Below are 26,754 nucleotides of genomic sequence, written 5' to 3' on the forward strand. Positions count from 1 at the left end.
AGAATAAAGTGATTATAGTTAAAATGACTTAATTTGAGGTAAGAAGATAAAAAAAGCTCTTTATTTAAGAAGCTTTTTCCATGCCTTTTTTACTTTTTTGACAAGCTTCTCGGTAATGCCTTTTATTTCTGTCAGCATGTTCGGATTTTGGTGTAATACACCAATTACCTCATCCACATCACCAAAATGTTCTACTATTTTTTTTACTTTCTTTTTTCCTATGCCTTTTACAGATGTCAAAAAATCACTCAGTTCTTCTTGTGTAATTTTCACCTCATCACGAAAAGATTCCTGAGATTCATCTTTCGTAGGTTTTGGAACTTCTACATTCGAATCTTTCTTCAAAGAACGCAATGGCTTCAGCGAGAGTTTGTCCTGATAATTCCATTTTTCACTCGGCCACTCCTCACTGTATCGCGGTTTGACGGCAGAAATTTTATATTTCTTGTCCAGTTCGTGCAGGTAGACTTCTTTTTCGCCATACATTTTTTTCTTTTTTCCAAAATAGGCGCCGTCATAACTTGCATGGAATTCACCAAAGGTAATGTGTCGCATTGTTCTGAGCAAATCAGGAGAGATCTTGCCCAACTCTTCCCAGTTAAACATTGGAATATGCGGTTTTCTAAATCTTCCCTCGCTTAACAGCCACATCAGATATTCCCCAATCCAGTCTCTTATATAAGGAAATGCGGCAAATGCAGTAGCACACTCTAAAATACGCACTTTCCCGTCTTTACCGTAGGCTACATCACAGGCCCAGTATTCTGCTTTGGCTGCTTTAGAAACTTTTACAGCCAAATCAAGTACTGATTTTGGTACATCATTATAATCCATGCTGCCGCCTTGAGAAGTATTTGTCAGCCATTCCCCCTCAGGCGCACGACGCCAAAAGGCACATACAGGTTTATGCCCTATGAGCATAACACGGATGTCTGCTTCCATAGGAACAAAATCCTGCACATAAACGGGATGATATCTTTTTTCTTCCAAAAGTTTTTTTGCTTCCTCATAACTGTCCACTTTATGCACAAAATAACCGCCGTAATTTGAAGGTCCGTAGGACTTTTTGATGATTTTAGGGTATTTTGCTTTTTTCAGTGCTTCATCCGCTTTTTTATGATTGTAGTAAATGTATGTTTTTGGAATCGGCAAATCATATTTCCAGGCAAAACGTGTCACATTCTCTTTTGATTTGTTGGAAAACTGTGTATCCAAAGAAGGAATAAAGCGTACATGAGGCAAGGCTCGGGCAATTTCACGAAATGTCTCATAAGCAGTAGCAGGAATATTGCCGATAAGCACATCAATTTTTTTGTCTTTGACCTCTTGAATAAATCTCTCTTTATCATTTTTCCAGTGATAGGTCACTGTTTCTATTTTATTCGGCCACCCTTTAAAATTAGAGTGGTCAAAAAATCTTAGGACATAGTCCATATATAAAAGGCCTAATTTCGGTAACTCTTTATTGCTTAATCCCATGCTGCTTATTCCTTAATCAGTGAAGTTAAATTATTTAACTTTTTCTAAATACTCGCCGTCAACTGTATTGACTTTAACAGTATCACCCTCTAGCACATGATACGGTACCTGAACAACAGCACCGCTTTCGAGTGTTGCAGGTTTTTTACTTCCGCTTGATGTATCACCTTTAAAATTCGGCGGTGTTTCTGTGATTACAAATTCCATTACTTCAGGAGCCTGCACAGAAATTGCCTTGCCTTTGTAAAACACAATATCAACATTGATACCGTCTTTAAACCATTTCGAAGCATCATCACACTGCTCATATGTCAAGCCAAGCTGATCATATGTTTCATTATCCATAAACTGATACATCTCTCCGTCATCATACAGATACTGCATTGTTTTGTATTCAATCACAGGCACTTCAAACTTGTCACCCGCATGCACAGTTTTTTCAACAACTTTGCCGTTTAAAAAACTTTTCATTTTCATACGGACAAATGCCGCACCTTTTCCCGGTTTTACATGTTGAAACTCTACAACTTTATAAGGAACCTCACCTACTATTAAACGCACATTTTTTTTGATATCACTCATACCGACTGTTGCCATTCACTCACCTTTAAATTATTTTGGATAATTCTATAATAAAAGGGCTTAGAAGTCTCTAATATAAAATAAAAATCTTCTTTACTCCGTTTTATTCCCATTTACAATCTTTATTCACACAATTAAGCACTTCTTAATATGCAGAGGCGTACAATTGATAAAAAGCAATTGGAGCTTAAAATGGAAATTTCTTCATCATTAAATACTATTACCGTCAAAGGCAATATTAAAGCACTGAGTCATTATGAAGCAATAAAAAGAGAAATTGAAAACATTGTCAACAACACACCGGACACAGCAACTATAAAAATTCTTATTTTAGAATCCATCTCCATTACTTCTTCGATAATAGGATATTTATGCAAACTCGTTGACGAAGGCCTGCATCTTGAAATACATGTACAGAATGAGGGCTTGCATAATCTTTTGGATGACCTGAACCTTGTTCCTTTATTAAATGTAAAAAAACTCTCTATGCATTGATGAATGATTATATATCTGACATATATAAAACCTTAGATATTTTATGTGTTGAAAGTGATCTAAAAACAATAGAAATATACAAAAAGATTTTTCCGCGTATGTTCAAAAATCTCTATTGTGCAAAAAACGGATTAGAAGGCTTAGAGTATTTTCAAAAAAATGAAATAGACATAGTCATAACTAGGTACAATATGCCCGTATGCAACGGATTGCAAATGAGCAGAAAAATACGTAAAATTGATGCTTCTGTTCCCATAATCATGGTCACATCACTTCAAAGTATTGACATCCTCAAAGAAGCAATTGATCTCCATATTACAGGCTTTTTAAAAAGGCCTTTTACTACAGCCTCTTTGCTCTCCGTATTCAATCAGGCAGTCAAGTCTATAATAGTAGACAGATGTATTATGAAAGAACAAAGTCAAAAAATTACATACAGTACTTATCAAGAAGGCGTAACTTTTGCGAAAGAAAAAATCATTACAAAAAATGATTTGCAGGAGGAAGAAAGACTTTTCAAGCTTACATGTAAGGTTATCTATAAGCCAAAAGATATTCTAAGCGGAGACAGCTATATTATACGAAAGATCAACGAAAACGAATATTTTATATTTTTGGTTGACGGCATGGGAAAAGGTATTTCTGCTTCTGTAACCGCTATGCTTTGCAGCTCTTTTGTAAATTATTCTATTGATGTGTTCAAAGAAGAGAAGAAATCATTTTCTCTTGAAAAACTACTCCGTTCCTTACTCACATTCATTCAGCCGAACTTATTAGAATATGAAGTGCTTTGTGCGCATTTTATGCATTTCAATCAAAATAAAAAAGTCCTGAATTATGCAATTTTTTCTATGCCTCCTGTACTCTATATGCTCGATACCGCTGAAGTATGCAAACTCAAATCCAACAATACTCCCCTGGCATCCTATACAAAAAAAGTTGTTCTCAATACATTGGATTTGCAAAAACTTTCAAAAATGCTTATTTACAGTGACGGTCTCAATGAAAATATTGTACATGGTTCACAAGAAAATTATAATACCTATATTACTGAAGACTTCCAAAGAGCAGAGAGTGTCGAAGAGTTTGAATATCTGTATCAAAAAAAGATAAAAATTCAAGAAGATGACATCACCTATATTTTACTGACATAAATTAGCTATAATTTCACAAAATTTTAAGATGAGTGGAAAAATATGAAATTTACTTTAGATGCAACTTCAAAAAATGCCCGTGCGGGAACTCTTACAACAGCCCATTCCACCATTAAAACACCGGTATTTATGCCCGTCGGTACCATAGGGAGTGTCAAATCTTTGGATGCCCATGATGTTTTGGAACTGTTGGGTGCCGATATAATTTTGGCAAACACCTACCATATGTATCTGCGTCCTGGTGATAAAACAGTCGCTAAAATGGGAAAACTCCATGGCTTTACAAAATACCCTAAAAGTTTTTTAACAGACAGTGGCGGTTTTCAGGCATTTTCTTTAAGTGACATCTCCAAATCAAAAACGGACGGTATAGAGTTTCGCTCCCATATTGACGGCAGCAAGCACTTCTTTACGCCGAAAAAAGTGATAGACATTCAACACAACCTCGGCTCTGACATTATGATGATTTTGGATGATTTGGTGGCACTGCCGGCAACACAGGAGCGCATAAAACTCTCTATAGAACGCACAACTGCCTGGGCAAAAGAGTCTATAGAATATTTTCGTTCCAAACAAAAAGAGGGTGTGGGCGTTGAACAGAATATTTTTGCCATTATTCAAGGTGGTACAGACAAAGCCTTTCGTACAAAAAGTGCGACCGAACTCTGTGCGCTTGATTATGACGGTTTTGCCATCGGAGGGCTCTCTGTCGGAGAACTCAACAATGAAATGTACGATACGGTAGAACACACCGTACAGTATATGCCAAAAGACAAACCACGTTACTTGATGGGTGTCGGTACACCGGAAGATTTAATAGAAAATATTGAACGCGGCATAGATATGTTTGACTGTGTAATGCCCACGAGAAATGCAAGAAACGGCACGCTTTTTACTTCCTTTGGAAAAATAAACATCAAAGGGGCAAAGTTTAAAGAAGACCCCGCACCGATAGACCCTGAGTGTCAGTGCCTTACATGTAAAACCTACAGCCGTGCCTATATCAACCATCTTTTTCGCGCAAGAGAGATTACCTACTTTCGGTTGGCAACAATTCACAACCTGCATTACTACCTTAACCTGATGAGAGAAGTGCGTGAAGCAATTGTAGCGGACAAATTTGCAGAGTATAAAAAAGAGTTTTATTCTAAAAGAAGCTGACATTTTCTCGGAATCGGTACTTTAGTGCCGACTGTTGTTGCTTCCCTGCCACTTTCAGCCCACCCTAAAGGATAGGTTCCTTAACATTCCGGAATCGGTACTTCAGTGCCGACTGAGAGTGATGAAAAGTAGCAATAGTCTCGGTACTTCAGTGCCGATTCCAGAGAACTACAATTAGTATATAATTACTTTTCCAAAAAGCTCCTCACCGTTATAAAGTGACTGAGCATTCTTTATCACTTTTTTTTCTTTTGTATCAAAAAGAACAACGTTTGCCTTTTGTCCTGTTTCTATCAAACCTGCCTGCATATTGATACATTTGGCAGGATTTTGTACGCACAATCGCACCAACTCAGGCATAGAAATCATGCCCGAGTGTACCAGTTTTGTATAGTAAAGAGGCAGTGCATCTTCTAGCGCTTCACATCCGTATGCCGCATCAAAAAATGCCACTTCTTTGTTTACAGGCGAGTTTGGCTGATGCAGGACACTCAAGAGATCTATATCGCCATTTTTCAAAGCTTCTTGCAAAAGAAGGACATCATCTTTGCTTGCCAGAGGAGGATTGAGTTTTGCCGTTGTATTAAAACCTTCACAGGCTTCATCAGAACAAATCAAGTGATGCACGGAGACTTCACAGCTTACATGTACACCCTCTTTTTTTGCCTTGGAGATAAGCTCTATAGAACGCGGTGAAGCAATGGACTTAAAGAGTATTTTTATATCAAAATATCTTGCTATTTCTATCATTCGTGATACATGTAACACTTCACTCAGCTCAGGAATTCCCGCAAGTCCGAGTTTTGAGCTGACATCTCCTTCTAACATTACACCGGCATTAATGAGTGAGTTGTCTTCGGGCTTGCAAAAGAGTGTCACATCGTACATTTTGACATACTCTGCTATTTTTATGGCGATATTATTTTTAGCTATGGTGCTCATATAGGGAGCGACTACCCCTTTTTTGAGTAAAATTGCAATGTTTGAGAGACTCATATCTTCTTTAAGGGCATTGAGCATAAAGTCAATTTTCACCTCACTTATATCTTTGACACCGTTTTGTGCAAACTCCAAAACGACTTCATTATCTATAGCAGGAGTAGAATCAGCATTTAATACAATATGCCCTACCCCGCCTTTTTTAGCCTCTTTTACAAGAGATTTGATATTTTTTGCATTTAAAGAGGAATCCAGCACTCTTACATTGGTATCTATAAGACTCGGCAGCAGATAGGCACCTTTGGCATCTATAACATTTTCATCCTGCAAATTTTCACCTATGGCGACAATCACACCGTTTTGTATCTGTACATCGACATTTCTTTCTCCATTTACGTCACACACTACGGCATTTGATATAAGCATTTCAGACCACCTTTGATATAATGACGGTATTATAAATTATTAAGGCTTAAAACTCATGAAAATTCTGGTATCAGCTCTCGAACACTCTGCAAATGTGCATCTTAAATCATTAAAAAAAGAGTTGGGAGATGATGTTGAGTTTATGGGTATTTTTGACAAAACACTCGGAAACCCTGTTGTAGATTTGAGAAGCCTTGCTATTATGGGTTTTGTGGATGCTTTGAAAAAATTGAGATTTTTTTTCAAACTTGCAGACGAAATGACAGAACTTGCAAAAGAGGCGGATAAAATACTGCTTATCGACTCTTCTGGCTTTAACCTGCCTCTTGCCAAAAAAATCAAAAAAAGATACCCGCAAAAAGAGATAATCTATTATATACTGCCCCAAGCCTGGGCGTGGAAGAAAAAACGCATTCCCGTTCTTGCCAAAACCATAGACAGGTTATGCTCTATTTTACCTTTTGAGCCGAGTTACTACCCAAAAGACGCTCCTATAGAATATGTCGGACATCCCTTGCTTGACCAGATTACGCACTTTAAAGAATCCCTCAATGATGAAGTCCAAAATATCGTGTTTATGCCAGGCAGCCGAAAAGGTGAGATTACAAAACTCATGCCTGTTTTTAGAGAACTGACACAGCACTTACATGTAAAGGCTACACTGGTTATACCTGAGCATTTTTCCCAGACAGACATCAAGGCATTATATGGAGATATAAGTGATTTTGACATCACGCATGAACCGCATGAAGCCCTTTACAATGCGGATTTTGCTTTTATCTGCAGTGGAACGGCTACGCTTGAAGCGGCACTCATAGGTGTTCCTTTTGTTTTGAGTTACATTGCAAAACCGCTTGACTATTTTCTAGCAAGCAGACTTGTGAAGTTGGATTATCTTGGGCTTGGGAATATTATGTTTTCGCAGTATAAAAAGGAAGCACTGCATCCGGAATTTATTCAAAAAGATGTGACGGTAAAAAATCTTTTAAATGCTTATAAAGAGTATGACAGAGAGAAATTTTTACAAAATTCAAAATCTTTACGAAGCTACTTAAAACATGGAAGTTCCAAAAGAGTAGCAGAGATTATTACACAGTACTAATTTTAATGTTCTCTCGGAAGCAAGGTTTTAACCTCGCCCTTAGTCTTTAATGTCGAAAAGTTTTTAAGTATCTTTTGGTTTTCTGGCTTTAATGCTTATTTTTTTTCCTGTTAATCTTTCTCTTGGTGTGCCGTCATAACGGTGATTTCTCTCGCCGCTTTTTCCTGAAAATTTTGCTTTGCCGTTTTCATCTTTGCCTAAAAATTTGTTGGGTGCTTTTTTCTTTTTTGCCCATTTGTCATCTTTTTCAGCATCTTTTGTAAAGTCACGTTTTGGCTTGTCAAACTTCGGTTTTTCCTGTGTAGAACTTTCATATCGTTTTTTGGCTACTTCTCTTATCTCATCTTTTGAGAGTTTTTTTCTTTTGGGTTCATCACTGTTTTTTGACTCTTTTTGCGGATATTCAAAACCCGGAAGTATCTCTTGTTTGATGGCACGACCCAGCAGTGTTTCTATGGCATGCAGGGCTTTTTGCTCACTCTCATCCAACAGCATTACAGCCTTGTGTGTCGCTTTTGTAACTCTTGCCATATAGACTATGGCTTTTATCGGCATATCATAACTGATCAAAAAACCACAAGTCAAATCTTTGTTTGTTACAAGCTCTTTGTCTTCTATAACCGAAATCTCTTTATTGTTCAGCTCTTCTTTAAGTGCTTGAGCATTGCTTGCACAAACCACCAAAATATCTTCATTTGTATTTTCTTCTATAATTTTATTTAAAAGTTCTGTTTTTTTATCATCCGGGCAGGGATAAATACGGTGGTTGTTTGGTTTAATGGCAATGGTATCAGCAGGCATTTGGTGTCCTATAAAAGTATTTTTGAAATTATACCCACAAATGCCATAAATTATGCTATTATAGAAGAATAAACAAAAGACTTGTTTAAGTCTTCATTAGGAAAAAACGATTCAAAAAGAAATTACATTTAATTCACTCGGTCTTTCAGCGCCGATTTTAAAAGCTGTCAAAGAACAGGGCTATGATACGCCTACACCCATTCAGGCAAAAGCGATTCCCGTCATTTTACAAAAAAAAGATATTTTGGCAGGTGCTCAGACAGGTACTGGAAAGACTGCAGGTTTTACACTGCCGCTTTTAGAGTTGCTTTCACGCAAAAAGTCTTCAAAACAAAAACACAAAGTCCGTGCACTTATTTTGACACCGACACGCGAGCTTGCACTGCAGGTTGCCGAAAATGTGACACTCTATGCAAAACACACCCCTTTTAAATCAACTGTTATTTTTGGCGGTGTAAAAATAAACCCGCAAATTGCACAGTTGCGAAAAGGCGTTGAGATTGTCATCGCAACACCGGGCCGTCTGCTTGATCACATCTCTCAAAAAACAATAGATTTACGCGAAATAGAGTTTTTGGTACTTGATGAAGCCGACAGAATGCTGGATATGGGTTTTGTAAACGACATTAAAAAAATCGTCAACATCATCCCACAAGAGCGTCAGACTCTCCTTTTTTCGGCAACCTATTCCGATGCCATTAAAAAACTCTCAAATCAATTTTTAAAATCTCCGACACTCATCGAAGTTGCAAGAACCAATGAGTCAAACACCAGTGTAGCACAGAGTGTCTATCCTGTAGACAAAACGAGAAAAAGAGAGCTTCTGACACACCTTATAAACGAAGGGAAGTGGCAGCAGGTACTTGTTTTTACACGGACAAAACACGGTGCGAACAAACTCAGCGGACAGCTTGAAAATGAGGGCATCTCCTCTGTGGCAATCCATGGAAACAAAAGCCAAAATGCACGAACAAAAGCACTTGCTGACTTTAAAAAAGGCGATGTTCGGGTTTTGGTGGCAACAGATATTGCAGCACGCGGCATTGACATAGACCAGCTCCCTCATGTTGTCAACTTTGAACTGCCAAATGTCAGTGAAGATTATGTGCATCGCATCGGGCGAACAGGCCGTGCAGGAAACAAAGGAGAAGCTATATCACTTGTGTGTGTAGATGAAGATGAGTTTTTGCAAAATATAGAAAAATTGATAAAAAAAGATATACAAAAAGTATGGCTTAAAGGGTTTAAACCAGATCCGAGCATCAAAGCAGAACCTATCAATATGGGTGGAAATCGTGGAGCTAGAAACAAGCCCAGAGGAAACTCCCGCGGCTCAAATGCCAACAGAAGCAGAGGAAGAAGATAAACTTCTTACTCTGTTATATCTTTCAAAATAGATTCGAAATCTTTTTGTGCTTTTAAGAGTGTCGCTTTTGCCTCTTTGTCTTCAACTTTGGCAGAACTCAGCCAGTTATAGACAGCCGGAAAACCTACGACAACTTTATTTTCCCCTTTTTTCTTATACAACATTGTTGTACATGGTGCAAATGCTGATGCTTCAGGTCTGCTTTTTGAAACAGTGTAAATGACCGGCAGTTTACAGATAGAATAAGTGATATAAAAATCAAACGGTGACTCTTTAGTTGCGTCTTGTGTAAGTACTTCGTTAAGATCCATAAATTGGGGAACAACAAATCCGTATGGTTTAAAAGCTCCTTCCAAATTCATTTGGAGTTCATCCAGCACATCATCCGGGTCTTCATCCTCATCTACTTCCATTTCATAGACTGTTACTAAATTATGTGATGTTTTTAAACTGTCTTCACTGTAAGTATGTTTTGCTTTTGGAAAATTCTTTTTTATCACTGCAAGCACGTCTGTTTCTATCTTTTTTAGAAGAGACAAATCTTTAATCCCTAATATTTTTCCTTGTGCTTCTGCGCTCAACACAGAAAGATGCAAGGTATTTTCATTTTTTGCCTGATAGATTCCCATACCCATCGGTGTAAAAACACCCGCTTTTGGATACTTAATCACCAAATCTCTTGTATATTTTTTACTCCAGAATGTCATCAAAGTAAACACCTTGTATTGTGTCTCTTTAAACTGCTTTTTAAACGGCCCTATCATGTTGCTGTTAAGCTCTACATGAAAACCACCATTGTTTAATGCCTCTTCTATCATGTACGGTGTAATTTTTCCATCTTTGTTGTCTACACTAAAAAGATGCAAATCACCCTTTGCCTGTAGTGAAACTGCACAAAAAAGTACAATTGCCAGTGTAATTAGTTTTTTCATTTTTTTTCCTATGGTTTAATATAAATCCAACCTGCTTTGACACTCTCGAGTAGTTCAACCACACCTGCAGTTACTACAACAGAGCCCTCAACAAGGTCTTCTTCTTTTATATGGAGGGTTCGCATTGTGTTACCACACGCAACAAACTCTACATCATACTGCATCAGAGCATCCACTCGCACAGCAGTCTCTTTCACGTGTCTGTCCAAAAGTTTTATTCCCTTGGAGTAGGCAACGATTTTCATTTCTACTTTTTCGGGTCCGTAAAACTTTAAAACATTGTTTGCGACACTGAGTATATGATCCAGTGCATGTGCAGAGTCTTCTGTGACTGAAAAGACAATTTGTCTCGGATTGTCTATAGAAGGTTTAGGCTCTGCATACTCTGTATCTGCAAACGAGAGAATACAAAAGCTTAGTAAAATTAGTGTAAATTTTAGCATGAATGATCCTTTATTTTATATTTTTTGTTAAATCTTTAAAATCCTGAATATTCCATGAACCCGGAATCTGTTTAATTATTTTTTGATTTTTGTCCACAAAGAAAAAAGTCGGTGTAAAATATACATGTAATCCCAAAGGCAGTTCATCAAAGTCAAGGTTCAATTCTACAGGAATGAAACGCTCCTCTATCCATGCTGACATCTCAGGATTGTCAAATACCTCTTTTTTCATTTTTATGCAGTACTGACAATCCGAACGTATGACATCTATCATAATAATTTTATTGTTTTTCTTTTGAATTTTTAGCGCTTCTTCATAGGTATGAAATTCAAGACCCCATAAAGAGAGACTGCTCAATAACACCAAAAATATAAACTTATTCATCTTCCCACTCCAACATTCTATAGGCTGTTTCTACATTCTGTCTGTGAATGGAATCATAAAAAGGATCATGCTTATACTTTTTCATCGTCACCTCATTCACTACATCAGCTATATCTTCACCAGCGTCAAGTCTTTTTTTTACTTCTTTTTTTAAAGTCTTCAAGTAGTTATAGGTAAAATCAACTGCTTTTTTATCTATATTTTCTCCATGCCCGCCGACAATATACTCAACATCCATTGTTCTAATATCATCAAGAGCTTCTATCCAGCCACTAATATCTCCGTCTCGCAGGGAAGGAAGTCTTTGGTTAAAAACAAGATCCCCTACAAAAACTATCTTTTTACTTGGAATGTAAACGTAAAGATCACTGTTTGTGTGCGCTTTATGATTTACACTTTTTATATAAACTTTTGTCCCGTTAATATCTAGCACTTTTTCCTGATCAACAAAAACAGTTGGAAAAATTTGTTTTGTCTGTTTATATGCCTCGGGAGAGATTCTTCTTTGCATACGTGTTTTTTCTAATTTAGGCAGTTCTTTAAAGACTGACGAACCTATAATTGTACTACCGAGTGTAGCATAATAACTGTTGCCTAACCAATGATCATCATGAACATGGGTATCAATTACATAAGAAACAGGAAGATTTTTGATAGTTTTCATCTTTTGATATGCCTGCTGGGCATACTGATACGTGGGACCACTATCTATCACAAGATAGCTGTTCCCAAGGGTAACAAAACATGAATTAGACATGTTTCCATTGTTATGCTCGTCCATCACTTCTGGTAGTCCAAAAAAGCAGTGAGTGGTGATCTCATCTACTTTTTTAGGCTGAAGTTTGTAATCGAAAGAAAGGAGAGAATGAAATAATACAATACTCAACAAAAATGACTTCAAAGCATAATCCTTTTATATCCTATTTTTAGAACAAATAGTTTAATTCAAAACGATACTCGTTATATGAATCTTTTTCTATACCGCTTACACGACTATCTGCTGAAACTAAACCAACTCGTATTTTTGCATAGAGTCCATTACCAAAATTTTCACGCAAATCTACATGTAATATATTGCTATCTGCTTGAACACCAGCAAGCTGTTTCGCCTCATCAAAATTTTGCATTGCGTAGCGAAATAATGTACTAAATCCAGGAACTAAACCAGCTTTATCAAAGTCATAATGAACTTCTGCAGCTGTGGTTTTAGTATTTGCATACCAGTTATACTGTGCCATTGCACGTGTATATCCACCAGTTGGAAATCCTCTCCATGGCGCTACAATATCTGCTGCATCTTCCACAGCAGAGTAAGCAACTTGAGCCTTTAGTGCTCCTTTTTTCAATACTAAACGAGCCATCCAAAGTGAGCTGTCAAGTGTAAATCTATCTTTGTAACCAAGGTTTGAAGTAGGTGTTTTATCAAGAGCTAAAGAGCCTTTTAAAGTAGCACCACCAACAGCTCCACCGCCATTGTCAAACTGCTTCATATATCTAGCACCCGGTGTTAAAGAATACCCTCCAGGAAGTGCAATTTTATAATTTAACTCTCCCGTCATCGATGAAACAACTCCAGGAACACTTCCGTAAGTAACATCTATTTTAAGATTTTTAATTGATTTGTTTCTAAGGTCTATAACAATAAGTTCGTGATTTACATCTTCTCCAGCAGTAACAAAATTTTGATAACTTAAACCTTTATGTACAGCTGAATCATCATTATTTGCCCAACTGTTGCCTGATTCATCTTTAAATGTAATGACATCATGAAAAGTTGTATGATCACGTAATTTTTGTGCGGTAATATACGCACCTCGAATTCTTGTTTTAGACAACTCTTTTGTTTCTAGAACAACCGCTTCGAATGTATTTGGAATCATTTTTGTATCATTTGACTTTGTTAAAAAAGATTCAAAAATTTGACGACCGGCAATAACCTTTGTTTTAGAAATTTCATACTGAATATTTGCTTCTGCTAAAACTGCATATTCCCAAACACCAGTTGTACTAATTTGATAACGACTAAATGTATCTTTTCCGGCTTTTACATATTTAATATCCGCTTCATCTTCACGCAAAGATCTAATAGGACTACTAGTAAAGTAAAACCCTGCCATCGCACTCATACCATTATATGTTGCAGATTTATAAAGTAAACTTCCACCTAAACCAAATGCTTCATTGTCTTTATTTCCTGTGGTTGCTGTATCATCATTTTTCCAATCCCATTTAAAATAATTTGTTCTTAAACGGCCGTAAAACATACCTTCTGTAAACATATCTGCAAGATTATCCACTTTACCAGGCACAATATTTGTTTTCACCATCATATTATTTTTCAATTCACGCTTTTGCGTACTTTCATCAGCCTCTACTGAGACTGAAAACACACATGCTAATGCCGCGATAGCACTTAATTTCAATATCTTCATCTTTGTTTCCCTTTTATTTATTTAAAAAGTGTTATAACAACTCTATTTGATTATGTTCTTATTAACACATTCAGATACAGGAGGCAGTTGCAGCTGCCTCCTGTTCCTTTAGCAGCCCCTTGACCCCTTAGTCGGACAGCCACAACTGTAATCTAGTATCGTAACATTACCTTTGTTACTCACATCGACCACTTTTTTCTTTTTAATATAATCACGTACAACATCATAAACCGGACGAATTTTGTCAGTTTGCAAGTTGGCACCCGCTTTTTGCAGGTTCCCACCCCATGATGAGACTATATAAGTTTTCTTCAAGTCTATAGGTTTACCTCCTATTTTAAGATTTGATATTCTCTCACCTGCTTTGTTGGAAACAGCGATAGAATACGTTACACCACCAAGACGGCTCATATCACCACCCTGCTGATATAAAGGATTTGCATTAAAAACATTATCTGCGATATCTTCTAAAAGTGTCGCAATCTTTTCACCTTTTAATTCAAATGTATAAACATCCGGATAGGTAATCCCACACATCTCATAGACATTGTCCATTAAAATATTGTCACCTGCTAAGACTGTTGTTCCCCATCTGTACCCTGGAGTAAAAGAGACATCACACTTCATCTCATCCATAATTGCATCATTGATGAGTTGATCAAATGTTGAGAAGAATGTATCACGCTTATACAGCATTCCTTTTGTTCGACCCAACACTTCATTAAATTCTTTATCAAAAGGAGCGTACAACTCATTGACAAGTTTTACACCCTCCGGATCTGCCGGAATGATATGTGAAGCAATAGGAATAAGTTTGTACTCATATCCGTTCACTTTTCCGTTTTTTGCATCAATATCCAAACGACCGATATATTTTCCGTGACTTCCTGCAATAACAATAACAGTACCGTTAATTACAATAGGCTCCGGTGAAGGGTCATGTGTGTGACCGCTTAAAATAAAGTCGATACCTTTAACTTTACGCGCCACTTCCTGATCAACGCTAAATCCGTCGTGCGAAAGTACAACAACGCAGTCCACTTTTTTCTCATTTCTCAACTCATCTACATATTCTTGAAGTGTTTCAAGTCTTAAACCAAAACTCCAACCCTCTGTAAACTCTTTTGGGTTTGCAGTAGATGTAAATGGAAAAGATTGACCAATAATTCCGATTTTTGCACCACCACGCTCTTCTATAGTATATGGTTCAAAAATTAACTCTTCATACTCATCAGCAAAAGGATCATCACCTACAATATTTTGAGAAATAAACTTCGCATCAAGCATTTCGATAAGCTCTTTTACTCTCTCTTTTCCATAAGTAAATTCCCAGTGCCCGACCATAGTGTCAATACCAAGGTAATTCTGAGCTTTTACAATAGCTTCACCGGCAGTTTTCAGTGCCACGCCTGTCCCTTGCCATGTATCACCGGAATCCAGGAAAAGAACATTCTCTTTTCCACGCTCTTTTATAATGTGATTTGTCAAAGTTTTAATGTGGGCGATACCACCCATTTTTCCAAACTTTTTAGCCAATTTGCTAAAGTCTATATAGGTATCAAAATATGCATCCAAAGAACTTGGCTCTAAACCGTAATGCTTTGCAAATGCTTCCCCACACAAAAATCCCGGTGTTCCCACAAGATTTGGAGCAGAGATCAATGTTGAGGGCTCTCTCCAATAGAGTGGTTTTATATGTGCATGCAAATCACATATATGCATCAGTGTGAAATTACCCATTGAATTAAACTGGTATATGTCTTTTAAACCAATCTGCTCTATTTTTTGTGAACTTGCAAAACTACTTGTAGCCGCAGTCAGTCCAAATATCGCTGCAATGTGCATAAAATCTCTTCTAGAAATTTCCATTAATTAACCTTCTATCTTTTTAAACCAGGGATTGAAATTTCAGCGCCCTTTGCTTTATTTGTTAAATACACTTCAAGTGCTACCATCTGTTTTGAACCGAGCGGTATAACTTTTAAAAGTGCATTTTTCATACATCCCTGAAAACGACGTTGCAGTGTTCTTAAAGATGATTTTGTCATTCTGTATGCCGGCCAGGTTGCAGCAGCCTTAGCTCCGTTTGCACCTAAATCCGGCAGCGGCTGTGTTCTTAAAATACGACCGACTACAGCAGGAGCATGACAAGAGTTACATGAAAGTCCGCGACCACCGCGTTTTGTCATATATGTCTTCAAACCCAGTGCATAAGCTTCTTTCATCTGCTTGTTTGCTGTTACGTCTATGTTTATCTTTTCACCGTTTGCAATAGATTTCACATATGCCACCATTGCAAACATATTTCCGCTTTTAAGCTTGAGTGGTTTGTGCCCACCGTCTGCCATCATTGCCTGTAGAACCTGGTCAATACCTACAACCATGTCAAACTTTTTGATATAGCGGGGAAAACCTGCTATATATGCCGGCAGTTCATCTTCAGTCACACCAAGGTATTTTGCAAGACCTTCGTCTCCACCCATATAACCTAGTAATTCTTCACCGTCAGCCACCATAATGTCTGCAGGATTGTTTTCTGACATCTCTGCGTACATTGCACGGTCTGCGTCGCTCATTGCAAATTGCTCACCACCATAAGATAATGAAGCAAGCATTGCAACTGATAGAGCTATTTTAATACCTGTTTTCATTTGATTATCCTTTTGGTTTAATCTTTTTGGTTTTTTCGTGCGCTTCGCCAGTATTATCCGTATATTTAACAGTCAGTTTCCCTTTGCCGTTAATTTTCATGTATGTAGTAAATACAGGATTTACAGATAATGACTCCCAGACTTTCATGCTTGTAATCTCTTTTCCGTTATAAATAAACTTTACACTGTTTATATATTTTGCCGGAATAATTTTTTTCGTTTTTTTATCTTTAGCCATACCAGTATGCATTGGGTGCATAACCATAAAACTAACTTTAACTATCTCGCCATTTTTGTATCTTTTTGGCTTGATTTTAATCAGTGACTTTCTTTCTTGCATTTTCAATTCCTCTATTTTATATTTTTCTTGACTTTAAATGTTTGGTTAGAATCAACCACAACCACCAATAGTTACTTTAACACTTTGAGAAGCTGTTAAAAACTCACCATTACTTAACTCTACCAAAGCAACTACTTTTTGCGTGCCACCAAGTTTAATACGTGTTGAAAACATTGCTTTGCCGTTAGCAGGAGTCAAATAAACATCAATTGTACGAGCGTTTGAATTTTTTCCTGTTAAAATATGAATAGCTTTCACATAGTTACTCTCAGTCATTGGAGAATCAACTGTTACAGTTACCGGAACAACTGCACCGTTTTCCGCAATTTCCGGAACTTTTAATTTCACTTTTTTTGAAGGTTTAGGAGTTTTCCCGCCTGTTATCGTCTTTACAGCAGTATTGTAGTCCATTTTATTTGGACTGACAGGTTTCGAACCACCGGCAAAACTCATTGCTGGCATAACAGCTGATACCGCAGCTACTGTTCCTAATTTTTTGAAAAAATCTCTTCTTTGCATAGTTTAAATTCCTTATAATTATTTTGGAGCAACAATATATGAAGTAATATCACATATTTCTCTTGGAGTGAATAACTTGGTTGTCAAGTTAATTGTCATATGAGTATCCGGATTGTCAATACGAGCATCTGCTATTTTTTGAAAAACAAACTGGTTGTCTCTTGCACCACTGTTAATAAAGTTTTCTCTATAGTCAGTTAAATCAGGACCTATATTACCGGCACCTTTTGCACCTTCTATATTATGACATGCAACACAGTTTCCGTATTGCTTGACTTTTCCGTCCTTTGTTTTTCTAGACAAACCTTTTGGCGGGTTTTTCTTTGCCTTTTTTCCGTTTAGGTTATGGAAAATATATGCACCTCTTGCTATCGCATCAGGGTCAGTTGTTACACAACCGGCTGGCATACTATATACTTTGGGTGGTGCTAACAAATCTTTTTCTATCATCTTACTCGCATCCGGATGCGTTATTACTTTGCTATAATCAGTAGCAAATAATGAAACACCCACAAGTAATGACATCATAACAGTTTTCTTCATTCTCGTTCCTCCTATTTGTTTTATGGAGTAAGTGTAACTACTAAATGTAAAATTTATGTAAAATCAGTTTTATTTATATTTAATTTGTCTTTTTTTGAGGAAATGTGTAGATAAATAGACTTCCCTGCTTCGGCAGTGACTCTATTTTGAGTTCTATATTCTCTTTATCTATAATCGCTTTTACTATATTGAGCCCTATTCCAAAACCGCCTTTGCTGCTGTCTTCTCTATAGTATCGGCTAAATATCTTTTCAACCTTTTCAATGCCTACACCATAGTCTTTAAAACTCAAACAGCATTTTTCGTTTTCTTTATACAGCGTAATGTCAATATTTGAATTTTCATACGAGTACTTTATGGCATTGGAAATGTTGTTGTCAATGAGACGCTGCAGTTCTTTGTCATTCATATACACCGTTTTGCACTCCTGTACTGATGCATTTATCTGAATATTTTTCATTTTGGCAACTTCATTAAAATACTCTATGCGTTCTTTGAGGAACTCGGCAAGATCTATATCTTTTTTTTCATGATGCAAGCGTTCGTATTTTATAAGATAGTCCATATCATTGTAGATATTTGAAAGTACTTTTGCGGCAGCTTTCATTCTCTGCATATATTTGTTTTGTTCATGTTTTCTGTTGTAAAGATCAATATTTACATTAATGATAGACAGAGGTGTATTAATCTCATGCATGGAGTCTTTTATAAAATTGTCCAACTGTTTGTTAATTCTTTGAAAAGGTTTGGCAAAACTGCCCAGAAAAAAGAGACTCAGTATAAAAACAAAGACAACAATGGTAAAAAGGATAATAAATACTTTTTCATACACAGGCGCAAAGGAGATTTCATTTTTCAGTACAAGATATCTTGCACCGAAATATCTCTCTTTTGGCAAGGTTACAATGAGATAGGCGTTGTTGCCTTCTAAATAATATCCCTCTTTAAAATAATTGATCGGAGTGTCAATCAAAGTAAAAATCGGATGGAAACCTTCGTCATAAAGACCTGATTGAAATGTTTTAAATCTCGGATACTCAAAATATTCATCATCCTGATTAAACTCTTCCATCGCTTTTACCACCAAAAGAGACTTTTCTTTCAAAAAAAGCTCATTTTGAATGGAGTGTATATTTTTCATATAGACTAAATAAAAAAACAGAGGCGTCAGCAAAATGCCTGATACCAAAAAAGTATAAATAAGTGCATATTTTGCCGAATATTTATTATCTTTCAATAATGTACCCTAAACCACGTCTGTTTTGTATGACTGCCTGTGGAAGTTTCTTTTTAAGATTGTTAAGCTGAACCCGTATTGTAGCCGGTTCCACATACTCTCCCCAGACTTCATCTTGAAACATTTCTGTAGAAACTATAGAGTTTTTATGCTTGATAAGCACTTCAAGCAAATCTTTTTCTGTTTTTCGCAGTACAATCTCTTCATCATCTTTCGTCAGTTTGCTTTTTTTCAAATCATACACCAGACCACAGCCGAGTTCCACACTGTTCCCGTCATTTTGCAAATGACTTGCAATTGCCTGATCTATACGCAGTTCAAGCTCTTCGAGATCAAACGGCTTGCGGATATAGTCACAACATCCTCTTTTGTAGCCCTCTTTTAAATCATCAACATCCGTCATGGATGTTAAGAATATAGCAGGTGTTGTAATTTCATCTGCACGCAGTTTTTTTAAAAGTTCAAAACCGTTGAGAGAAGGAACATTTACATCCAAAAGGAGCAGGTCATAGCTTTTATCATAAACAGCATCATATGCTTCAAGTCCGTCCGTAATCCCGTCTACTTCATATCCAAGATCACTCAAAAATTCTTCTACACTGATACGCAAAGAGTATTCATCTTCCAAAAGTAAAATTCTCATTTAATTTTCCCGTCTATTTTTTTTACTATTTTTCTGTTAAGCATCATTTGAATCAACTCGTCTTTGGAATATTTGTCAAATTTTTCATAGGCTTCATCAAAAAACAACTGCCTCTCTTCTTTGTCTATTACATCCTGTAAATAGACCATTGATTTGGCACTGTAATCTTTATATATATTGTTTTCATACTTTTCTTCTTTGACAACATCATACAGTCCGCTTCTTGTAACATTGATTAAAAAAGAGATATCGTCTTCGGGATTTCTAAAATAATCCAAATACCTTTTTGGCAGTACAAAAACAAAAGCTCCTATTATTGTACCACTTCCGTCTTTCATATTTTCATAAAAAATATATTTTTCATCTGCATAAACAACACCGTTAAGCTTCAGTTCTTTAAAATCAATATGGTTGAGAGTTTGAATATGTGCATAATTATAGTTTCTGTTTGCCAGAACATAATTGTCAACCGTCAGGTTTTGCATCATCAAAACTGCAGTATCTGTGTGCTTTACATCAAGTAACACATACAAATCAACACCCATGGAACTGAAAAAATCTGTCATAGATTTAAAAAAAGAGATAACTTCCACAAAGCCTAAAAAGTTACCGTTTTTATATACAGGCACTGTTGCCTTTATACCCAGACGGCGTCCTATTTCTACAGAAGTACGGGGGTTTGTATGTGTATAAAAATATTGCAGATCCAGTCTGTAGTCACCTATAGGCATACCGGCATAGATGTCATCCCAGCTTCTTGCAAAAATATTCAGCTCTTTTGTAATGACCTGGGCACGTATCCGCATACCGGTGTTTTTTTCAATATCCTGTGTAATGTCTTCTAAAATTTTATAGCCTAAATCTTCATCATCATTTTCCAAAGCATTGACAAGCGCTTCATTCTTTGAAAGAAGCAAGGCAATTTTCAGGTCATCCATTTCATGAGATTTAAGCTGGGAATCAAGTGTCAGCCGCATTTGATCCATAATATGGTAAATTTTTTCTTCTTTGACTTCATTTTTAAAGTATAAAGTAAGAAGCAGGACAATAACTATGATTCCCCCAAAAAAGATTACTATTTTTTTTAACAAATAAACTCCGCCTCTGTTCTTTAGTCCAAATTACTGAAGATGTTTTAAAAACGCTTCCGGTTCTATAAACCCTACAATTGTTTTGGATTTCTCTACATGTAAATCTTTGTCAAAAAAGATCATTACAGGAGGACCAAAAACACCATATGCCTTGCTGAGTGCCTTTTCTTTTGCACCGTTTGCCGTAACATCTGCGCGAATCAGGACATACTCACGTAGTTTTTCTTTTACTCTCGGGTCTGCAAAAGTCACCTCTTCAAGTTCTTTACAGGCTGTACACCAGTCAGCTGCAAAATCAAGCATTATTTTTTTACCTCTGTTTTTTTCTAACAAAGTATTGAGCTCATCCAATGAGGTTACTTCTGTAAATGTCAGCTTTTTCTCATTTGAAGGAAGTACTGTGCCCGCTGCCTGTGATTTTAAAAATCCAAGTGGCTGTTTTATACTTGGTGCGCCCGCCAAAACACTCATAAAAAGTGTCGAAGAGTAGATAAACAACAGTAAGGACAGACTCCGCTTGAAACTGTGTCCCTCTTTGTCAAAGGCTCCAAAATGGACACTGAATCCTATTCCGACAATTGCATACATCAGAGTGGTAACAGAAGATGGCAGTACTTTTTCAAGCATCCAAATAGCAACACCCAACATTAATGCGCCAAAAATTTCATTGACCATAACCATCCACGGACCAGGCTTAGGCATAAACTTACCGGCACTTACACCGACCAGAATAAGTAAAACCCCCATTCCTATACTCATACTGAAAAGTGCAGCTCCGCCTAAAAGTGCATCACCCGTTTGTCCTATGTATACCAAAGCACCTGCCAAAGGAGCAGCAACACAGGGACCGACAATAAGTGCTGAGAGAAATCCCATAATGGCTACACCTATAAAACCGTTACGATTTGTATTTGTACTGACTTTGGTTACAAGTGCATCAGGAAGTTTCAATTCATAAAAACCAAACATACTTGCAGCAAGAGCAACAAAGATACCTGCAAAAGAGTAGACAACCCATGGATTTTGCAGTGCGGCTTGCAAATTAGCTCCAAAGACTCCTGCTAAAATACCTGCGATTGTATAGGCAACAGCCATTGCAAGTACATACACCAAAGAGAGGGCAAAAGCTTTTTTTGTCGTAAGTCCTTCTCCCTGCGAAATTATTACACCGGAGATTATAGGAATCATTGGAAAAACACAGGGAGTCAGAGAGAGTAAAACGCCAAACCCGAAGAATGTTGCCAAAATAACGAAGAAACTGCTTGATTTTATTGTATCTGCTATAGAGTCAGTCTCTGACTTTTCTTCTGCCTTTACATGTAAAGCATTATTTTCAGCAGAGAGCTTGTCTGCATCTATTTGAAGAGTAAACTCTTTTGTACTGGGTTCATAACACAGTCCCTGCTCCGAACATCCCTGGAAAGAGATTTTCAATTTTATTGTTTGCATCCCTTTCAAAGAAGCATCTTTTTTCAATGTAACAATAAAATTCGGTGACTTGATATAAACTTTGTCACCCTGATGCTCGGATGTAGCAGGCTTTGTGATGTTTTGTATTGACAAACCTTTTGCATCAATCAGTTCAATTTTTAATTTATCAGCATACAGATAAATATCTTTGGCGATTTTCACACCTGTTTCTATCTGCATTGACTCATTGACTTTGGCATAAGGTTTAAATGCCTCATCAGGCATTAAAAAAGCAGCTGCATTTACAAAAGAAAAAACCAGAGTCAAGATAAAAAATATTTTTGCCAATAGTCTCATATAATTGTCCTTTTTAAAAAATAAGTGCCTAGCCAGCATAAATGACATATTTAACAACATACAAAGGATTTAGTTTCAAGGCGAACTTTTGTTGGCGATACGAGTATCGTTAACGAAGTTCAACGCAGAAAATGAATCCTTTGTGTGTTGCCCTTCGGGTGAAGAAAAAAAATACAATCTAACTTCGTTGAAAACCCTTGTACCCAAAGGGCATAGCAAAAGCTACTAGTAGCTCCTACGGATTTTCGCCTTGTATCTTGCATTTTCTCTCTTCATTAAATTATGTCATTTATGCTGGCTAGGCACTTATTACATTTTTGTGTGTATTCTCTGTGTAATTGTATCTCATAAATATAAAATTTGTGTTAATAAAAATATATTATAATTCCATATAAAAGAAAAAGGTTTATAAAAACATGATAGATTTAGATACTGAGATATGTGTATGCAATTCACTGACTCTAAAAGATATAGCTGAGTGTATAAAAGAAAATAACTTTACCACCCTTGAGGAACTCCTGGAAAATGACATATGCCCTATGGGTGATAAATGTGAATCATGCAGAGATGAAGGGTATCATAACGACGGACTCAACCTCCCGATGGTTTTGGCAATGGTAAAAAGAAAACAAATCTAAAGAGCACCTCCAATGCCATTAAGTTAAAAAAATTAATGCTTTCTCGGAACCGGTACTTCAGTGCCGGCTGTTGCAATAGTCTTGCCACTCTCAGCCGGCACTGAAGTACCGGTTCCAAATAAATGCTTAACTTAAATGGCATTGAAGGGCACTTCTCAATATTATTTTTGCACATCTTTTGGTATGACTATGGTAAAAGTTGTACCAAACATAGAGGTTTTCACACTGATACTCCCACCAAACTGTTTTTCTATAATCATTTTGGACATATAAAGCCCAAGTCCTGTGCCATTTTTGCCTTTCGTAGAAAAATAGGGTTCAAACAACTTGGACAAGTATTCTTTTCTTATCCCTCCGGCTCTGTCAGTCACATCAATCTGAATATTTGGACCGTTTTGTTTACATGTAACCTTTATGATTTTATCTTCTGTTTTCTTGTTTTCGTAGGCTTCAATGGCATTGTTTAACAGATTCAGTAAAACCTGTATCAGTTCATTTGCATATACATTTGCATGCAACTCAGAATCACATTCTGTTTGGAGTTCAATTTTATTTGACTTGAGTCTTGGCTCAACAAATTTTATCGCTTTTTTGAGCAATCCTCTCATGTCACTCTCTTGAGCAGCTTTGTTTGGGCGAAAATATGTCTTAAAATCCTCAATAGTATCGGAAAGATACACAACAGAATCGCTGATATCTTCCAAAGTCTGCATAATATCCTCTTTGGAAATTTGTTGCCCCATAAGATATTTTAACTGTAAATTTGAGATTTGAAGCGTAATTGTATTTAAGGGCTGGCGCCACTGATGGGCAATCATGCTAATCATTTCTCCCATTACAGCCTGTTTTGACTGTGCCGTCAGAATTTCATCTTTTTTAATCAGTTCTTTTGCTTTTTCCTGTACTTTGTGTTTTAAAATTTCATTTGTTTCTTGCAGTTCTTTTGTTTTTTGCTGCACTCTTTGTTCAAGCGCTACATTGAAGTTTTTCAATTTCTTTTGATAATAAATCATAATAAAAAAAATGATTGCAACAACCCCTAAAACCATCCATAAAAGAAAATAATCAACCCTTTCATGGTACCGTGTGAGTCTCCAGCTGTTTTTTATTGCCTCTATCTTCTCTTTAGAAAGACTTTTTAAAGCTTTTTGCATAATTGAGTACAAAACCGGTTCATCCTTTTGTACACCGATACTTCCATGCAGCAGCCTCTCTTTTGCCAGGAACCCATTGATTTTCAGCTTGCCGTATCCATACTTGTCTATAAAATAGTCAGCCTGTTCGTCTATAGATGCTATAGCATAGGCTCTGCCGTCAAGCACTTTTTTCACCATTGTATTTTTATTCTCTTCCACTTCAATGTTTAAATAGGGATACAGATAATTTAAATAATTTTTAAATGAGTTTTTTTGCACCAGTAACAACTTTCCTTTTAAAAACAGAGGATTTTCAACGAAAGATTTGTCAAGTCTGCTTAACAATGTAAAATGGGTACTGCTGAGAGGTTTTGTCGGTCTGATAGTAGTAAAGTGTCTGTTGTTTGTTGCCATAATGGCAAGAAGTTTGCACTTTTTTTCTTGCAGTTTTTGAAACAACTCTTCTTCTGAGTGTGATTCTACAGGAATAAATTCAAAACCTGTTTTATTGGCAATCATTGTAAACACATCAGCCATAATGCCAATGTGCTTACCGTCTTTATATCCGTCAATCGGAAAAAAATCATAATTTATACACAAAGGTATTTTTTTATGCACCTCTATATATCTTTGTTCCTCATCTGTCAATGTAAGTCCGTTTATCCCGGGCTTTACAATAAAATTATCCAGTGTTTTTCCCGCACCCACATGAAAATCATTTTTAAAAAGCTGCATCTGTTTATGCAGGAAGTTTTTGTCTATGGAACCTATGTCATATATAAAAGGCAGTACCAGTTTGTTGATTGTTTCTGCCTCATATTCCAATGTCTCTTTGTCAAGCTGTGGCGCATATTTTTCATGAATGATTTTGGCAATCTCTTTTCTGTGCGAAAGAGCATACTCCCAGCCTTTTATGGAAGCTTTTTTAAAAGCATGCACCCGGTATGGATGGTTTTTCAGTTCAGCAGCGGAGGTAAAGAGTTCCTCCTGCAAAACAAACAGATTGTCATTTGAGGGATCCAGAATATTATATTTTACACCGAGTTTGTCAAGCTTGTGAGGCTGATCGGAAATAAAGGCAGTCATAGCATCGACTTCACCCTTTGCAAATTCATCTACACGGTATGTTTGCGGAACCATTTTAAGATCACTTATCTTTACACCGTATCCGTCAAGATAAGGTTTGAAATTGAGCCTGAAATCATCAACAAGCGAAGACATGACTGTTTTACCGATCAGATCTTTGGGAGAATGAATAGAAGGCTGCGTAATAAGCACAAGTGCGGAGCGTTTAAAAAAAGATGCCAGCAAAACCAGGGGTTTCCCCTGCAGATACTCCAGTAAAATAGAAGAGTTGTAAATACCGTAATTTGCTCTTTGTGAGAGAACCTCATCAACAACATTCATCCCAGTCTGGTACTCTTTGATCTTAACATCCAGACCGGCATCCCGGTAAAATCCCTTCTCTTTGGCGGCAATAAATCCCGCAAACTCAAACTGGTATTTCCAGTGGAGCTGTAAAGAGACTTTTTCCAGGGCATCTGCAGCATGTCCGCGGTTTGTATCGGCTTGTGCGAAACCGCATAAAAAGAAGAGTATCAATATGAAAAATCTCATTCTCTGCCTTTTAAAAATTTTAAAACTGATTCAAAATCACCTTCTATAATTTTTGTAGAACAGGAGAGCATTAGATTCAGCGGATAATCAAAATCTTCTATCACTCTTGCATCCAGATCATAAAAAGATCCCTCTTTGGCAAATCTTTCATCTTCTGCAAACCTGTCGATATAATGAGAAGAATCACTTAAATACCCGTATACTTCTTTGTTCAGTCCATAGGCATATCCACACTCAAAAACAGTTCCGCTGTCAGGCTCTTTTCCTCGAAAAGGATTTAAATTGGCTATCACTGTGTCAGCCTCTTGTATCATCTTTATATTTGCATCAAATATATCCTGTGCTATCTTATGTTTTGTTTGTGAAAAATCGACAACATTATCCAAAGGATAAAGGCCCTGGTAGCCATACTTTTCACATAATTTGACCAGGTTTTTACCGATCTCTATAGAATTAACTTCAAATACATCAGGTCCGGCTATATAGATTTTTTTCATACAATACTCTGTTCACTAAATTCAACACTATTGTATCATGTTTTTATATAAGTTGTGTAAATTTCATGCTTAAGCAAAGCATCAGCCCTTTTTTCATACCCTACATAAGTGCCTGACCAGAATAAATGACATAATTTAATGAAGAGAGAAAATGCAAGATACAAGGCGAAAATCCGTAGGAGCTACTAGTAGCTTTTGCTATGCCCTTTGGGTACAAGGATTTTCAACGAAGTTAGATTGTATTTTCTCTCTTCACCCGAAGGGCAACATACAAAGGATTCATTTCCTGCGTTGAACTTTCGTTAACGATACCAGTATCGCCAACAAAAGTTCGCCTTGAAACTAAATCCTTTGTATGTTGTTAAATATGTCATTTAT

26 protein-coding genes are annotated in these 26,754 nt (G+C 36.7%); 6 read left to right on the forward strand and 20 right to left on the reverse strand.

Features of this window, described 5'->3' with window-relative positions; translation table 11 throughout:
• Positions 1 to 60: 60 nt before the first annotated feature.
• Both FJR45_RS07350 and efp read right to left on the reverse strand, forming a co-directional pair.
• The gene (locus FJR45_RS07350) at positions 61 to 1,479 is read right to left on the reverse strand and encodes an ATP-grasp domain-containing protein (protein ID WP_193149954.1); all 1,419 of its coding nucleotides are present in this window, start codon (positions 1,477 to 1,479) and stop codon (positions 61 to 63) included.
• Positions 1,480 to 1,509: 30 nt separating this feature from the next.
• Complete coding sequence (efp, locus tag FJR45_RS07355) at positions 1,510 to 2,076, reverse strand: elongation factor P (RefSeq protein WP_193149955.1); 567 nt, start codon at positions 2,074 to 2,076, stop codon at positions 1,510 to 1,512.
• Positions 2,077 to 2,211: 135 nt separating this feature from the next.
• On the opposite strand from efp, the gene FJR45_RS07360 reads away from it, so the two are divergent.
• Genes FJR45_RS07360 through tgt form a run of 3 tightly spaced genes read left to right on the forward strand, consistent with a single transcriptional unit; the run spans position 2,212 to position 4,871 of the window.
• On the forward strand, positions 2,212 to 2,556 hold the full coding sequence (locus FJR45_RS07360) for a hypothetical protein (RefSeq protein WP_193149956.1): 345 nt from the start codon (positions 2,212 to 2,214) through the stop codon (positions 2,554 to 2,556).
• Positions 2,556 to 3,710 carry a response regulator gene (locus FJR45_RS07365; RefSeq protein ID WP_193149957.1) on the forward strand — a complete coding sequence of 385 codons (1,155 nt, stop codon included), beginning with the start codon at positions 2,556 to 2,558 and terminating at the stop codon, positions 3,708 to 3,710. Before FJR45_RS07360 ends, FJR45_RS07365 begins: the two co-directional genes overlap by 1 nt.
• A 42-nt stretch (positions 3,711 to 3,752) precedes the next feature.
• Entirely contained in the window at positions 3,753 to 4,871 is a 1,119-nt protein-coding gene (gene tgt / locus FJR45_RS07370) for a tRNA guanosine(34) transglycosylase Tgt (protein WP_193149958.1), read from the forward strand.
• Positions 4,872 to 5,045: 174 nt separating this feature from the next.
• Here tgt and FJR45_RS07375 read toward each other — a convergent pair whose 3' ends face one another.
• Positions 5,046 to 6,236 (reverse strand): amidohydrolase family protein, encoded by a 1,191-nt coding sequence (locus tag FJR45_RS07375; protein WP_193149959.1) that lies wholly within the window; start codon positions 6,234 to 6,236, stop codon positions 5,046 to 5,048.
• 55 nt (positions 6,237 to 6,291) lie between these two features.
• Between FJR45_RS07375 and lpxB the strand changes: the two genes are divergently transcribed.
• Positions 6,292 to 7,338, forward strand: coding sequence for a lipid-A-disaccharide synthase (gene lpxB / locus FJR45_RS07380; RefSeq protein ID WP_193149960.1), 1,047 nt, complete (start codon positions 6,292 to 6,294; stop codon positions 7,336 to 7,338).
• Positions 7,339 to 7,401: 63 nt separating this feature from the next.
• Here the strand turns inward: lpxB and FJR45_RS07385 are convergent, their stop codons facing one another.
• Positions 7,402 to 8,139 carry a DEAD/DEAH box helicase domain-containing protein gene (locus tag FJR45_RS07385; RefSeq protein WP_193149961.1) on the reverse strand — a complete coding sequence of 246 codons (738 nt, stop codon included), beginning with the start codon at positions 8,137 to 8,139 and terminating at the stop codon, positions 7,402 to 7,404.
• A gap of 121 nt (positions 8,140 to 8,260) precedes the next feature.
• Between FJR45_RS07385 and FJR45_RS07390 the strand changes: the two genes are divergently transcribed.
• A complete protein-coding gene (locus tag FJR45_RS07390) occupies positions 8,261 to 9,505 on the forward strand; it encodes a DEAD/DEAH box helicase (protein ID WP_193151919.1) in 1,245 nt (414 codons plus the stop codon).
• A 5-nt stretch (positions 9,506 to 9,510) separates the two neighbouring features.
• On the opposite strand, the gene FJR45_RS07395 is transcribed toward FJR45_RS07390, so the two are convergent.
• The 14 genes from FJR45_RS07395 to dsbD all read right to left on the reverse strand — a co-directional run bounded on the left by FJR45_RS07395 (position 9,511) and on the right by dsbD (position 22,488).
• The gene (locus tag FJR45_RS07395; protein ID WP_193149962.1) at positions 9,511 to 10,437 is read right to left on the reverse strand and encodes a DUF302 domain-containing protein; all 927 of its coding nucleotides are present in this window, start codon (positions 10,435 to 10,437) and stop codon (positions 9,511 to 9,513) included.
• 8 nt (positions 10,438 to 10,445) lie between these two features.
• On the reverse strand, positions 10,446 to 10,880 hold the full coding sequence (locus tag FJR45_RS07400) for a DsrE family protein (protein ID WP_193149963.1): 435 nt from the start codon (positions 10,878 to 10,880) through the stop codon (positions 10,446 to 10,448).
• Between the two features lie 10 nt (positions 10,881 to 10,890).
• Positions 10,891 to 11,265, reverse strand: coding sequence for a thioredoxin family protein (locus FJR45_RS07405; RefSeq protein ID WP_193149964.1), 375 nt, complete (start codon positions 11,263 to 11,265; stop codon positions 10,891 to 10,893).
• Positions 11,258 to 12,022 carry an MBL fold metallo-hydrolase gene (locus tag FJR45_RS07410; protein ID WP_264299317.1) on the reverse strand — a complete coding sequence of 255 codons (765 nt, stop codon included), beginning with the start codon at positions 12,020 to 12,022 and terminating at the stop codon, positions 11,258 to 11,260. The genes FJR45_RS07405 and FJR45_RS07410 overlap by 8 nt, the downstream gene beginning before the upstream one ends.
• Positions 12,023 to 12,191: 169 nt before the next feature.
• Positions 12,192 to 13,697: an OprD family outer membrane porin gene (locus tag FJR45_RS07415; protein ID WP_193149966.1), complete on the reverse strand. Its 1,506-nt coding sequence runs from the start codon at positions 13,695 to 13,697 to the stop codon at positions 12,192 to 12,194.
• A gap of 108 nt (positions 13,698 to 13,805) precedes the next feature.
• Entirely contained in the window at positions 13,806 to 15,566 is a 1,761-nt protein-coding gene (gene soxB, locus FJR45_RS07420) for a thiosulfohydrolase SoxB (RefSeq protein WP_193149967.1), read from the reverse strand.
• A gap of 11 nt (positions 15,567 to 15,577) precedes the next feature.
• On the reverse strand, positions 15,578 to 16,348 hold the full coding sequence (gene soxA, locus FJR45_RS07425) for a sulfur oxidation c-type cytochrome SoxA (RefSeq protein ID WP_193149968.1): 771 nt from the start codon (positions 16,346 to 16,348) through the stop codon (positions 15,578 to 15,580).
• Between the two features lie 4 nt (positions 16,349 to 16,352).
• Entirely contained in the window at positions 16,353 to 16,688 is a 336-nt protein-coding gene (soxZ, locus tag FJR45_RS07430; RefSeq protein WP_193149969.1) for a thiosulfate oxidation carrier complex protein SoxZ, read from the reverse strand.
• A gap of 51 nt (positions 16,689 to 16,739) precedes the next feature.
• The gene (gene soxY / locus FJR45_RS07435) at positions 16,740 to 17,207 is read right to left on the reverse strand and encodes a thiosulfate oxidation carrier protein SoxY (RefSeq protein ID WP_193149970.1); all 468 of its coding nucleotides are present in this window, start codon (positions 17,205 to 17,207) and stop codon (positions 16,740 to 16,742) included.
• Positions 17,208 to 17,225: 18 nt separating this feature from the next.
• Positions 17,226 to 17,750, reverse strand: a complete 525-nt coding sequence (gene soxX, locus FJR45_RS07440; RefSeq protein WP_193149971.1) for a sulfur oxidation c-type cytochrome SoxX — start codon at positions 17,748 to 17,750, stop codon at positions 17,226 to 17,228.
• Between the two features lie 79 nt (positions 17,751 to 17,829).
• The gene (locus FJR45_RS07445; protein ID WP_193149972.1) at positions 17,830 to 18,987 is read right to left on the reverse strand and encodes a sensor histidine kinase; all 1,158 of its coding nucleotides are present in this window, start codon (positions 18,985 to 18,987) and stop codon (positions 17,830 to 17,832) included.
• Entirely contained in the window at positions 18,977 to 19,630 is a 654-nt protein-coding gene (locus FJR45_RS07450; protein ID WP_193149973.1) for a response regulator transcription factor, read from the reverse strand. Before FJR45_RS07450 ends, FJR45_RS07445 begins: the two co-directional genes overlap by 11 nt.
• The gene (locus tag FJR45_RS07455; RefSeq protein ID WP_193149974.1) at positions 19,627 to 20,721 is read right to left on the reverse strand and encodes a cache domain-containing protein; all 1,095 of its coding nucleotides are present in this window, start codon (positions 20,719 to 20,721) and stop codon (positions 19,627 to 19,629) included. Before FJR45_RS07455 ends, FJR45_RS07450 begins: the two co-directional genes overlap by 4 nt.
• A gap of 30 nt (positions 20,722 to 20,751) precedes the next feature.
• Positions 20,752 to 22,488: a protein-disulfide reductase DsbD gene (dsbD, locus tag FJR45_RS07460; protein WP_193149975.1), complete on the reverse strand. Its 1,737-nt coding sequence runs from the start codon at positions 22,486 to 22,488 to the stop codon at positions 20,752 to 20,754.
• Positions 22,489 to 22,904: 416 nt separating this feature from the next.
• Here dsbD and FJR45_RS07465 point away from each other — a divergent pair, with 416 nt between their 5' ends.
• The gene (locus FJR45_RS07465) at positions 22,905 to 23,126 is read left to right on the forward strand and encodes a (2Fe-2S)-binding protein (protein ID WP_193149976.1); all 222 of its coding nucleotides are present in this window, start codon (positions 22,905 to 22,907) and stop codon (positions 23,124 to 23,126) included.
• Between the two features lie 161 nt (positions 23,127 to 23,287).
• On the opposite strand, the gene FJR45_RS07470 is transcribed toward FJR45_RS07465, so the two are convergent.
• Positions 23,288 to 25,879, reverse strand: coding sequence for an ABC transporter substrate-binding protein (locus FJR45_RS07470; protein WP_193149977.1), 2,592 nt, complete (start codon positions 25,877 to 25,879; stop codon positions 23,288 to 23,290).
• Entirely contained in the window at positions 25,876 to 26,376 is a 501-nt protein-coding gene (locus FJR45_RS07475) for a nucleoside 2-deoxyribosyltransferase (RefSeq protein ID WP_193149978.1), read from the reverse strand. The genes FJR45_RS07470 and FJR45_RS07475 overlap by 4 nt, the downstream gene beginning before the upstream one ends.
• Positions 26,377 to 26,754 lie beyond the last annotated feature (378 nt).

Origin of the sequence: Sulfurimonas sediminis (assembly GCF_014905115.1) — a bacterium.
Taxonomy (GTDB): Bacteria; Campylobacterota; Campylobacteria; order Campylobacterales; family Sulfurimonadaceae; genus Sulfurimonas; species Sulfurimonas sediminis.